General features: G+C 63.1%; 8 protein-coding genes and 1 pseudogene. 6 read left to right on the plus strand and 3 right to left on the minus strand.

What is annotated here, in order from left to right:
* Positions 1 to 12 precede the first annotated feature (12 nt).
* The 4 genes and pseudogenes from ACFU53_RS02190 (at position 13) to ACFU53_RS02205 (ending at position 5,508) form a co-directional block, all read left to right on the plus strand.
* On the plus strand, positions 13 to 1,542 hold the full coding sequence (locus tag ACFU53_RS02190) for a helix-turn-helix domain-containing protein (protein ID WP_383985085.1): 1,530 nt from the start codon (positions 13 to 15) through the stop codon (positions 1,540 to 1,542).
* 471 nt (positions 1,543 to 2,013) lie between these two features.
* A pseudogene (locus ACFU53_RS02195) lies at positions 2,014 to 2,154 on the plus strand (L-serine ammonia-lyase); the annotation flags it as partial.
* Between the two features lie 468 nt (positions 2,155 to 2,622).
* Positions 2,623 to 3,924, plus strand: coding sequence for a hypothetical protein (locus ACFU53_RS02200; protein WP_383985088.1), 1,302 nt, complete (start codon positions 2,623 to 2,625; stop codon positions 3,922 to 3,924).
* 207 nt (positions 3,925 to 4,131) lie between these two features.
* On the plus strand, positions 4,132 to 5,508 hold the full coding sequence (locus ACFU53_RS02205; RefSeq protein WP_383985091.1) for a hypothetical protein: 1,377 nt from the start codon (positions 4,132 to 4,134) through the stop codon (positions 5,506 to 5,508).
* Between the two features lie 321 nt (positions 5,509 to 5,829).
* On the opposite strand, the gene ACFU53_RS02210 is transcribed toward ACFU53_RS02205, so the two are convergent.
* A complete protein-coding gene (locus ACFU53_RS02210; RefSeq protein WP_383985094.1) occupies positions 5,830 to 6,012 on the minus strand; it encodes a hypothetical protein in 183 nt (60 codons plus the stop codon).
* A gap of 746 nt (positions 6,013 to 6,758) precedes the next feature.
* On the opposite strand from ACFU53_RS02210, the gene ACFU53_RS02215 reads away from it, so the two are divergent.
* Positions 6,759 to 8,837 carry an AIPR family protein gene (locus tag ACFU53_RS02215; protein ID WP_383985097.1) on the plus strand — a complete coding sequence of 693 codons (2,079 nt, stop codon included), beginning with the start codon at positions 6,759 to 6,761 and terminating at the stop codon, positions 8,835 to 8,837.
* Positions 8,838 to 9,308: 471 nt separating this feature from the next.
* Positions 9,309 to 9,710 (plus strand): transposase family protein, encoded by a 402-nt coding sequence (locus ACFU53_RS02220; protein ID WP_383985284.1) that lies wholly within the window; start codon positions 9,309 to 9,311, stop codon positions 9,708 to 9,710.
* Between the two features lie 131 nt (positions 9,711 to 9,841).
* On the opposite strand, the gene ACFU53_RS02225 is transcribed toward ACFU53_RS02220, so the two are convergent.
* Both ACFU53_RS02225 and ACFU53_RS02230 read right to left on the minus strand, forming a co-directional pair.
* The gene (locus ACFU53_RS02225) at positions 9,842 to 10,723 is read right to left on the minus strand and encodes a hypothetical protein (RefSeq protein ID WP_383985100.1); all 882 of its coding nucleotides are present in this window, start codon (positions 10,721 to 10,723) and stop codon (positions 9,842 to 9,844) included.
* 256 nt (positions 10,724 to 10,979) lie between these two features.
* Positions 10,980 to 12,269, minus strand: a complete 1,290-nt coding sequence (locus tag ACFU53_RS02230) for an AAA family ATPase (RefSeq protein ID WP_383985103.1) — start codon at positions 12,267 to 12,269, stop codon at positions 10,980 to 10,982.
* Between the last annotated feature and the right edge of the window lie 116 nt (positions 12,270 to 12,385).

Here is a 12,385-nt window from a genome sequence, read left to right on the forward strand (position 1 = left end):
AACCTCGACCCCATGGCAGACGACTACCTCGAGCGCATCGGCAAGCTCATCCGTGACGCAAGGCAGCACCGTGGCTGGACGCAGTCGCAGTTGGCGGAGGCGCTCGGTACGAGTCAGAGCGCGGTGAATCGTATCGAGCGCGGTAATCAAAACATCAGCCTTGAGATGATCGCCCGAATCGGTGAAGCCCTGGACAGTGAGATCGTCTCGCTGGGATACGCGGGTCCGATGCATCTGCGGGTGGTCGGCGGACGCCGACTGTCCGGCTCGATCGACGTGAAGACCAGCAAGAACGCGTGTGTCGCGCTGCTGTGCGCCTCCTTGTTGAACAAGGGGCGCACAGTACTGCGCAGGGTGGCCCGCATCGAGGAGGTGTACCGCCTTCTGGAGGTGCTCGGCTCCATCGGCGTACGCACCCGGTGGATCAACGGCGGTGTCGACCTGGAGATCGTGCCGCCGGCGGAACTGGACCTCGCCGCGATCGACGCGGAGGCCGCCCGCCGCACCCGCTCGATCATCATGTTCCTCGGCCCGCTGCTGCACCGCATGGACCACTTCAAGCTGCCGTACGCGGGCGGTTGCGACCTCGGGACGCGGACGATCGAGCCACACATGATCGCGCTGCGCCGGTTCGGCCTCGACGTCACGGCCACCGAGGGGCTGTACCACGCCGAGGTGGACCGGTCCGTCACCCCCGGCAGGCCGATCGTGCTGACCGAGCGCGGCGACACCGTGACCGAGAACGCGCTGCTCGCCGCCGCCCGCCACGCCGGCGTGACCGTCATCCGCAACGCGTCGTCCAACTACATGGTCCAGGACCTCTGCTTCTTCCTGGAGGCGCTCGGCGTACGGGTGGAGGGCATCGGCACCACCACGCTCACCGTGCACGGCGTGCCGCACCTCGACGTGGACGTCGACTACTCGCCCTCCGAGGACCCGGTGGAGGCGATGAGCCTGCTCGCCGCCGCGGTCGTCACCGAGTCCGAACTGACCGTGCGCCGCGTGCCGATCGAGTTCCTGGAGATCGAGCTGGCGGTCCTGGAGGAGATGGGCCTCGACCACGACCGCTCACCGGAGTACTTCGCCGACAACGGCCGTACGCGCCTCGTGGACCTCACCGTCCGCCCCTCCAAACTCCAGGCGCCGATCGACAAGATCCACCCCATGCCGTTCCCCGGCCTGAACATCGACAACGTGCCGTTCTTCGCGGCCATCGCCGCCGCCGCGCAGGGCCAGACCCTCATCCACGACTGGGTCTACGACAACCGCGCGATCTATCTGACCGACCTCAACCGCCTCGGCGGACGCCTCCAGTTGCTGGACCCCCACCGCGTCCTCGTCGAGGGCCCCACCCGCTGGCGCGCCGCCGAGATGATGTGCCCGCCCGCACTGCGCCCCGCCGTCGTCGTCCTCCTGGCGATGATGGCCGCCGACGGCACGTCCGTCCTGCGCAACGTCTATGTCATCAACCGCGGTTACGAGGACCTCGCGGAGCGCCTGAACACGGTGGGGGCGCAGATCGAGATCTTCCGGGACATCTGATCGGCGGAGTGTCGTGCCCCTGGGAGATGAGGGGCACGACACTCCTAGATGTCTGCTGACCTGTGGTTACACACTTGCGCGACCCTCCATTGATCATCGCTGTTTTTCATCACCTTGTGCAACGTGAGTGCAAGATGATCTTAAATTGGTGACGATGCGTCAGAGATATCTGATCACCCGTCAGCCTTCACGGAGAGTGCTCGCCACAGGGGCCTCGCTTGTCCGCACCGACGGTGCCACTGGCGTTCCTGAGATTCGGAGTTCAGCCCTCTCCGCGCACGCGCATCAAGCGCACTACACCGCTACGGCCAGTTCCAGCCCGGACCACCACGCGCACCGGCACTCCTTCGATCATCCGGCTGACCCCCACGTCCGGGTCGGCGACCTGCTGACCGAGGCGCCCGCCGCCTGCATCCGCGACGACCCTGCCCGGGAGCACGTCAAGACGAGCAGTGAAATGCGCGCTGCCGTCGTCGAGCCTGCCGGCGGGATGGGAGGGCGGACGCCTACGTCAAGGCTGGCAACGCCATGAAGGACACCAGCGCGGACATGTCCGTCAAGTACAAGGAGACGGCGCGGGGCGGGCTGGCGGTGAACATTATCGAGTGCTGAGCGGGCAGGCTCTAAGCAGCGCGTTCTTGTCTTTCAGTACTGTCGGGGCCTTTCCTGGTCACTCGGCGGAATGTCCCCGAAAGGGCTCTGGGACAGACTTGAAAGTCCCCAGAATGTCCCCGAACCGGCGACGGCTCCGAGGCTTGGGAGCAGAGCGTTGCGCTTCCTCACCCCTCGCGCTCCTCCGCCTCCCAACGCGGAACGCGCCCCACTCTGGCCGCCTGGTTCCACGGTTTCGACGACGCGGCCGCCTCCCTCGTGATCGCCAGTTCGAGGGCCATGACGCCGATCGATCGGGCGCCGGGTGAAATCTTTTGCGTCCGACGTTTCAAACCGCTGTACCTAAGGGATCGAGAGTGCTGTAAGCCTCTACAGCACTCTCGACTTAAGGGGTACAGCACTATGCATCGCCTACAGCCCGTCGGGAACGGCCTGCACACCGACCATCCCGTACCGGGTCTGCCATTCGTGGACGACGCCCACATCCCCATCGAAGATCCCGCCGCAGTAGAGGCCATCGGCCGTCACGAAGAGGGCGGCACCTGGGGCCGCTGGGACAGGGACAGAACCGCGGAGGGTGCATGGCTGGCTTTCACCACCGATCCGATCCGCCATGACCTGACCTGGGTCGTCCGCCACCATCCCGAGCACGGCCGCACGGTGCTCGTGATCCGTGACAAGGACGCCTCCCCCTGGCACAGCAACTGGTGGGGCCCGCAGCTCCTGTTCCGCCAGGGCGGTTATTGGTGGGACGGAACCAATTGGTACCGGCCCGAGCAGGTCTGGGACGCCGCCAGCGAGCACTATGACCGGCGCTTGGTCAAAGCCGCCACCACTATCACCGCCGACGACCTCCTCGACGACAACGCACATCCCGACGGAGGGCGCCTCCTGAAGGTGGCCAATCTCGATCTCGAAGCCCCTCTCCCCGACCAGTGGAACGACCACCTGGCCTTGTGGGCCTCGCGACGTCCCGGTGACGCTCTACCCCTGTCCCGGTGCGTTGTTCGTGTATCCGCTCCCGAGCTCGCCGCAGATCAGCTCATCGGGGTGCCCGAGATGGCCGAGATCGGCGGCATCGCTGCTTCCACCCTGCGCGCCTACATCTCCCGCGGTGAAAGCGACGTTCCTCCGCCTCAGGCCACCGTCAACGGCCGTAACCTCTGGTCCCGCCCTGTGGCCGGCGACTGGGCTGAACAACGCCACCGTTCACCCGAAAGTGTCGCCGCCACACTCAGCTCCAGTGACGAAACGGGTCTGCCCGTGGGTGCCTCTGAGTTGCGTCAGCGATTGGCCCGTCGGTTTCTCGGCGTCCTGTGGGAGCGGCCCGACTGGCGCAAGCGTTGGGCCCTGCGCCACCGCACCCAGGCTTCCGTTCAAGAGGTCGCCGATGAACTCGCTTGGAGTGTCGCCGCAGACACCGCCAGCATCATCGATCCCTACGATCTGGCCGCCACCCTCCGACACGCCATCCTCGACGAGTTCGCCTACGGCCAGGAAGTGCACAGAGCCACCGGCGGTACGGATTCGCCCTTCTACGGCATCGCAACACCTGTGGCGAAGACGCTGGACTGGCTTATCGGGCATCATCCACAAGCCGCCCACCACATCATTGGCGAGATCATCGGAGATGCCGAGCGTCGGCTGGACATCCCACGTGACGTCAGCGCCGACTCCATCCGCACAGCCCTCGGCTTGGATAGCCGGCTGCCTCGCCAGGTTCGGCTGGACTTCCTTGAGCGAGTGCTCCCCCCGAAGCCTGGTCACTGACACCGACGTTGGCTTCACAGCTGCGCTATCCGTGCCCAGCAAACCGCCAGGACGCTGACGGGGAAGCCGACAGCACGGTCTCCGCGGATGCCCGGCCCGGTGCGGCGGCCGATTTACGACCATTGCCGTGCCTGCTCCATCCCTCGTTGTCAGTAGTCGTCGCTACCGTAGTTCTCACGGCCTTTCACAAAGAAAAGGTGGTATTGGGTGGCCAACATCGTCTGGCACACGAAGTTCCAGATCCTGCTCGACCTGACCATGGACAACCTCGATCATCCGGAACTTCCTGATCTGTGGGAGACGATCTACAAGACAGACCGGTACTACGGGCAACGAGCCGTACCCGTGCACCAGCGGGACCTCCAGTGCGGAGGCGTATGCCGCGAAGCGGGCGTGGAAGCATGGATGCACCTGCGCTTGCGCGCCAACGGGCGCCGCGAAGCGGTGCACGAGAGACGTGAAGACGAAGCCCGCCACACCGTCCCGATGAGTGACGAGCACAAGGCCTACCAGGAACGGATCCTGCGCGCCGCCGAGGAGGGCGGCTTCCACAGCGACAGCGAAGTGCGCACCCGCGTCGGCCGTAGCTGGATACAGACCGACACCCTCGTCGAAGGAGCCGACGGACGCCGAATCGGCTGGGAAGTCCAACTGTCCTCTGTTGGCAGTGATGGACTCCGCGGTGTCCGCGCCCGCGCAGCCAAGGCAGAAAAGAACGGGATCACTCCCGCCTGGCACACGGACCGCTCCGACTACGCCCAGCGGCACGACGCCCACTGGACCCGCAGCAACAACCTCCCCGCCTACGTCATCGCCAAGACCGGCGACCTCCGCGTCATTTCCGGCTTCCGCAAACTGGACTTCTGGCGCTGCGATATCCACGCCGTCCACCCCTGCCCCCATGGGGTACGCCGCTGCGGCAAAGCCCACGCCACTCCGACGCCCAAGGACGTCCTCTTCGACGACCTGGTCCGCCGGACCGCCGCCGGTAGCATCGTGCCGATCCAGTTCCGCACCGCCGCAAAGCTCCACCGCTTCTGGGTCACCGATGCAGATCAGGAGCGCTACAACGACCTGCTCAGCGACACCACCCAACTTCCTCCAGCCAGGAAACACAACGCTGCTCCAACCAGAGCCAGCCACAACCGTCCTACCTGCCGCCCCACCCTCTCTGTATATCCGCCGACACAGTCGACACCGCAAGCCGACCAGGATCCTGCGCCGCTCTCGCTATTGCCGACCCAACCCGCGGCGCCAGCCATTGAAGCGGAGAGCAAACGGGCATACCGCTCAACCGCGTCTTCAGAAGCGGACCGTTTCCAACAGCCCGGATTAGAAGACGGATCAAGACTCCTTGACTCGCTAATCGCGCTCCAGCAGGTCGCCGACAACGAGCACCGAAAACTGCAGCAGCTGCACGGCAACGAGGAACGCGAACGGCAGCGGCTGCTGTGGTTCGCGGCGGCGTGCGAGGTACAGGCCGCGGTCACCCAATTCGCGCGCTCCAAACGCCTCAACCGCTACGAGGTGGAGAAGGAACTGCGCCGCATCGTTCGGGGCACCGAAGAAACGTCGGACACGTAGCTGCCCGAATACTTAAACGAGCCGCAACCCCGCTCGTCCCTCGACTCAGTGCCGACGACTACTGCGGTCATTGATCTACCCCCACCAAATGCTGTCGTTGGCTCGCAGACTCTCTGCCGATCCCAGACCGATTGAAGACACACCGCCCGACGACGAAGTCAACCCGTCGAGGAAACCATCCTCCAGCGCCCGCTGGAAGGTAGCGAGACCTACGCATGACGAGACCGTGAGCGTTCGTGTTACGTGGTGCCTGGTCATGCTGCTGAGTGACGTTTTTCCTGATCAGAGCATGTGCGGCTGGTTGGTCTGTGCTACCTCGTGTTACGTCGCCCAAAGGCGTCCGGCCACCGGCGGGCCCCACTGCTGGACCTCCTCGCCGTCCGCGTTATCTCCGGGAGTCGCGATGCCCCGCTCGACCAGCCGCTTCAGCTTCGACCGGAAGCCTTCCACCTTGCTCTTGTCCGTCGGCAAACCCAGCGCGGCACACAGGTGATGCGCCCGCATCGGATGCACCGTGTCCTGGAGAACCTCGACAATCCCGGTACGAACCCGGCAGCACCTCGCCCAGGCATCCACTGCGGCACCAGCCGCACCCCGACCGGCGAGCCCGCAGGAGACCGGTACTCCTCAACTCCCGTCCCGCCGGCGTCCGCTTGAGCCCCGTCTACGGTGACCGTGTCCTCACCGGACAGGATCTCGGTCATCTCCCGCGTGATCTCCAGCCGGGACGATACCTCCTCCCGCTTAGCACGACGCCTGCCCAGCTCCTCGGTCCCGTGCGGGAGTTCGGCGATCTCCCCCGCGCGACGGCCTCTCGCCGATCGAGTTCCTCCAGCCACGACACCATCGCCGCCTCCAAGACCGCGTCCTGGGACACGACGATCCGTCGTCCGACCACGAACGGCAACGGCGCACGGCATCACCAGCTCACTGCAGAAGAGCCACACCCGATCTCGAATCTGTCAACCAGTCTGGACGCCCGGTTGCTGGTGATGATCACGGACCGGCCTTGCCGCTCGCAGATGAGTTCGTAGAGGTCGTCGGCCTGTGGGCGGTCATCTGGCGAATAGCGAAGTCGTTGAGGATGAGGAGGTCTGGGCGGATGCCGCTCTCAGTCCCCTCGTGACTACGCAATGCGGGGAAGCGCTTGACGTGCAGGCTCTTAGGCAAGCAACCTGAATCGCTGATGAGGCGTGGGGCATACCCCCGCCACCGTCCCAGCACGGCCACCAGCCGCCGACAGGAGCACAGTGACCGCTCTGCACGCCCAGCAGCTCGAACACGCCCTCGATGAGCAGTTCACTGGGATCATCGCCGTTGACGATTTATCTCAGTTTGGGGAGCGAACCCGGCGGAGCTCTTTTCTTTCCCGTTCCCTGGCTGCTCTGGCGATCCGCGAGTTCACTGGATATCCGCTGGAGCGCTGCGCCGAGTTCGTCGTCGACTCGTTCGGCGACCAGGGCATCGACGCCGTGGCGGTCGATCTCACCTCGGAAGAACCCCAGGTCTGGGTGGTGCAGGCGAAGTGGAGTAGCGATGGCACAGCCACCTTCTCCAAGAGCGCTGCCCTCGACCTGAAGAACGGTCTGGAACTACTGATCTCGCGGGATTACCAGTGCTTCAACGCTAAGTTGACGCCACTCATCCCCGATCTGGAACGGGCACTCAGCAATCCGCGGGTACAGATCACCCTGCTGCCGGCCTGGGCAGGGACCCAGCCGATGGGAGCCGAGGCCAAGGAGGTACTCGACCGGTTCTGTGCAGAGTACGAGGACTCGGTGCGCCTGCGCGCCCTTCGGCTGCTGGACTTCATCCGCATCCTGCGCTCCGGAATCGCCGAACCCCAGATCAAGCTGAAGGCCTCGGCCTCCGCCGTCGATGTCAGTCCGATCAAGGAGCCCATCCTGGCATACCACGGCACGATCGGAGGCGCGGAGGTCGCCCGCTGGTACGAGGACAACCACCACCGGCTCTTCCAGCGAAACATCCGCAATCCCCTCGGCGTCACCACGGTCAATCGCACCCTTGTGGAGACCCTTCGTAGAAGGCCCGAGCACTTCTGGTACTTCAACAACGGGATCACGGTGCTGTGCGACAAGGTGATCATGGGCCCTCGGGGGGACCTGGAAATGGAGGGAGCGAGCATTGTCAACGGCGCTCAGACGGTCGCCTCCGTCCACGAGGCGCACCAGCGAACCCCGGACGTCGTCACACGCGCACGGATCGGCATCCGCATCATCTCCTTGACGGACTGCCCCGAGGGCTTCGACCACGACGTCACCCGAACGACCAACACCCAGAACAGGGTGGAGCCCCAAGACTTCATCGCCCTGGAGAAAGTCCAGCAGCAGCTCCGCGACGACTTCCTGCTTCGACTGCGGAAAAAATATGTCCTACGCCGCGGCGAGGAGCCACCACAGTCCAAGGACGCCGGTTGCACCCTCAGGGAGGCCGCGTCCGCGCTCGCCTGCGCTCACGCCTCTCCGGAATTGTCCTTCCAAGCCAACGTGGACATCGACCTTCTTTGGGATCCGAAGCAGCACCACCGACTTTTTCCGATGCACCGTACCGACGCGGTGAGAACCTGGCGCACCATCCTGGTGCTCCGCGAGGTCGAGCGGCAGATCGACGCACAACGCCCGCAGTGGGAGGGGCGCGCCGGCACACTCGCCGATCTCGGGCGACTGCTCATCGCCCACGTGGTCTTCCAGCGCCTGCCCCAAGACTGGCAGGAGATTCCGGAGTCCGAATGGCCAACGGTACCGGCGTGCGTCGCCGTACTCGTGGACGCCGCCGTAGCCACCTTAATCCACTGGATCGACACGGGTTACGGACCCAAGAGCCAGGTGAGCAGCATCTTCCGCAACGCTGAGCGATATTCTGACGTCGCCGGTTCAGCGCTGGCGACCCTGCAGGGCGATAATCAACCTCCGCCCCTCTCAGCGGAGTACCGCGCGTCCGAGCGTGAGCGGCACGCACGGCAAGCCAACGCAGTCACCGTGATCTTCGAGAATAACGCGCTGGAGGAAGGGACACTCTTGGAGTTCCGGCCAGTCCCCGGCCGCGAACAGCAACAGCTCACCCCCTGGCTCACTGCGGATCCGCGCCGGGCGCGTGCGACCTGGACCCGGCAACGCCGCAACTGTCTGGTGTGGGCGGTGGACGGTGTCGCATACTCACCGACCGGCCTGGCCCAGAAAATGCTCGTGGAGGCTGGCCACCCGAGCAAAGCGCTTCAGGGCACACGGCGCTGGTTCGTTCCGCAGCGCGGTTCCCTAGTGAACATCGCCGACCGGTTGCGCCAGGAAGTAGACGAAGAAGAAGAATGATCATGCTGCCTAACCTCGCAGGATATGAGGTCAACTGAGGCTGTCCGAACTGTCATCCGAGCCCACCAAGGCCCAGGCCGCTCAGGGCGGTCCGGGCTCCCGTATTCGTCAGTCAACGAGATAGTGGGCTTCGAGATAGGTGACGGTGGAGTCATACGGCTCCCCTACCAGCTTCAACATGTACCGGCGGAAGACCGCGGCGGTAGCGCGGCGGACGCCTCGGTTGCGGGCGTCGGCTTTGTCCCATGCCCGAGCGAGGGTGTGAGTGACCACTGGTCGATAGCCTCGGCCAGGTTTCGCTCCGTGATGGAGAGGCCGCCAGGGGCGTGGTCGTGGATTATCCGAGACTGGCAACAAGGGCGTCGAACCAGGGGCCTGGACGCTCAGGGCATCACCATGAGATGACGCCTCGCACGTCGTCGGCCAGCAGGGCGCGCAGTTTGGGCTGTTCGAAGGCTTACGGACGCGGAGCTGTACTGCAGCCCGGCTGAGCCCACGAGCTGCACGGACATCACACACGCCCGCAAGTTGGGGCTGGTCAGACTCCTGTCCGACGGCGCTGCGGTGGAGATCCTCGCGGATGCCGGCTACCAGGGCCTGGGCGCCCAGACCGGTGGGCGCGTGGTGACGCCACCGCATCGCAAGTTCAAGAAGAACGCCCCGGACCGGTACGAGGAGATCCACGAGCAACGACGCAAGGCCCATTCCTCGCGCCGCATCCGCGTCGAACACAGCATCGCCCGTCTCAAGAACTGGCGAGCCCTCGCCCGCCACCACGGTCGGCGTGAGCACATGAGCGACACCATCCAAGCAGTCGCCGCACTGCTCTCTCACCAGCAGACGCTCACCCTTGCCGCCAACGAACGAGTCTGAACACGGGGCCAGTTCGCACCCCTCGACGTGTCACCGCCAACCATGCACGAGCCCATTACGGTAGAGGATGAACCGACGCGCCCCTGCCAATCCCCGACACGCCGACTGGCCAGCACGGCTCCAAAAGCAACTCAATCAACGTCCCCATTAGATTCACGCCGAATCTGCGATAGCGAAATTGGACCGCTGGCGACGGCGACATGCCAGAAGTCCCATCCATCAACGTCCGCATTTCCTGTGGCCGCACGGGCAGCGGAGGTTGGGGTGGCATATGATCGTGCACCTAGTTCGAGCCCACCGTCAGGAAGTAGCAGCGCGACCACCTCGCCGAAATCCGCAACGCCGACTAGTTCGACACCTGATTTCAGAAAACCAGTACTGATCAGGTCGGAAACGGTGTGAGCTTCTGGTCGGCCAATGCCGCCAACAGTCGATCCAATTCCTAGCTCCTCAGAAAAATTTTCTACCACAGCATCTAGATCTCGGCAGCCACGCAAAGCCGAGAGTGCGGCACTGCTATGACGGGCCTCGGGCTCTATGAGTTCACGGAGCATCTCTAGAGCACCTTCAAATACAACGGGCGCATCAAGCACTCCCGCTTTAAAAACAACGTCCCTCATTACCCGAGATCGGCGCTCGTTCAATCCCGACCGGTCCAGGCCGTAGATGCGAATTGATTCCTCGGCCCTACACACGCCAACGGCCCTCTCAAGGGAAGAGCGCGGGCGGTTATCATTTCGACGCACAGCCCCCGACCTATCAAAATCCAGCAAGTCGCAGTCTCTCTGCAGAACTGGATCAAGAAGTACCGGAATCTCTCTTTCAATGCTGTCAACACTGACACCTGGTGCGCGGAGTCTAGAGGCTGGGTTGAGCAGGGGAAAGTGGTGAATCTTGGTGACCCGTTTTCCCGTTGGATCATCATCGGTTGACGAGTTGCAAAATTCACATATAAGCCGGAAGTTACTGACTTCGTACGCTAGCCAGTAGTAGCCGAGATGGGTTTCTCCCACGACCCCACTCTTCGGCCTGAAATGATCAACCGCGAGTCGACTATTAGAGACTTCACCTTCGCAATACCAGCATTTGCGGCCAGCCAAGTCGATGAGCTTTGGGCGTAGCTTTGTCCAATATGGGGACTTCTTGAACAGTTTCGTGAGCTCGACCTTGTCCGTTCCGCAATCCGCAACCCGTTGTTTGAGGGTGGATGCGTGGCGAGACCAGGCAGCGGGTACTATCAAACGGCTCATGTCTACATAGCGCACGTCGTCACAGACCTCGGCTGAACTTCTCATCAAAGAGCCTTCTCACCAAAAGAGTAAACTCCTCTTCCGAAGGAGGATCTGCGCTCCCAGCCCTATTCAGAAGCTCTTTGCGTCGTAGATCGAGTTCGGCCAGGAACAGAGACACTACGGAGTCGCGGCGAATCGTATCGAACCCGAGGGACTCAAGCTCATTGTTGATGCCCCGTAGCCGACGGTTGTCCTCTTCGTTCAACACCGGAGTTCGCGCGAGCTCATATTGTTCGTCAATGAGTCGTTGGGTGTGGTCGTCCAATTGGGTATCCAGGCCGTACAGTTCTGTGGTCAGCAAGCCTCCGATGCCACGTCCCCGAGGGTCGACGGTTGGCATCTCGGCCCGAATGACACCGGCTACGGACCCGCGGAGCATGCGGATCTGTTCACGAGGAATGTTTGAAACTAGTGCCGGATCATGGGTAGCCGCTACGAACTGTGAATTCTGTCCGTCCTCCAGCATCGCCTGGACGGTCGAGTACCAGCGCTGGCTCCAGCCTGGGTGAAAGTGCGAAGCTGGCTCATCGAGAAGGAAGAGGGACTCTTCGCCGCGCTGCAGCCTTAGCATTCCCATGATCGTGAGAATCTGCTGCTCGCCTGCGCTCAGTTCCTCTGATGCGATCTGATGTCCCTCAACCATAGTCAAACGCACACTGGCTGTCAGCAATTCCGCAGCCTGGAGTCTTTCGAACATTGCGAACATCGCAACATCTGAAGCAAACAGCCGCCGAAAGCTCTTGAGATCGTCTGGCGTGGCTATAGTGATTCGGAAATCCGTGTATGTGCTGCGGGCAGTCGCATCGGGGATGGCCCCGAATCTCCCCTGCGTGGCAATCGCGTCGAAAAGATCTGGGGCGTCACCTTCCAGACCCCAGTAAGGGCGATCAATATCCCGAGCACGCTTGTACCAGGACGGCCTCCGAATAGTGATATCGGCGGAAGTAAATCCGGAGATTCGCACATCTCTCTCTGCATGCTGCGCGAATTTCTCCGACCAGTTCGAGAGGAGCGACAACAGGATCAACGGAAGATGGGTGACATCGCAGAGGAAGAGCGGTCTTATGCCGCGGCCAAGAGATTCACCCAAACTGGCAGCACTGTCACCTCGCGCAGACGCCATGTCCGCATCTCTATGTCTATCAAATTCCTCACGCCATCCAGATTCTCTGGCGGCTTGATAGCCAAAGAGGTGGTCTGGGAGATGGATTCCCCAGTCCGCTTTATGAACAACTGAACTGGTTGAATCTCCATTGGTTACCGTCATCTTGGGCAGGGATCTGACTGCTCGTTGGTCCACTTCCACGAGCCGTCCGCCTCGCCTGTACTTGACCCGATACCCAAATGGTGCGCGCTGACCACGCCAGAGGCTTCCGAACACCT

The sequence above is a fragment of the Streptomyces sp. NPDC057474 genome (genome assembly GCF_042802555.1).
In the GTDB taxonomy this organism is placed as follows: Bacteria; Actinomycetota; Actinomycetes; order Streptomycetales; family Streptomycetaceae; genus Streptomyces.

Bases quoted from the DNA above. Each gene is read 5' to 3' on its own strand.
- ACFU53_RS02210 (WP_383985094.1), bottom strand. From the start codon at position 6,012: ATGCGGGCGCATCACCTGTGTGCCGCGCTGGGTTTGCCGACGGACAAG.
- ACFU53_RS02230 (WP_383985103.1), bottom strand. From the start codon at position 12,269: ATGACGGTAACCAATGGAGATTCAACCAGTTCAGTTGTTCATAAAGCG.
- ACFU53_RS02190 (WP_383985085.1), top strand. From the start codon at position 13: ATGGCAGACGACTACCTCGAGCGCATCGGCAAGCTCATCCGTGACGCA.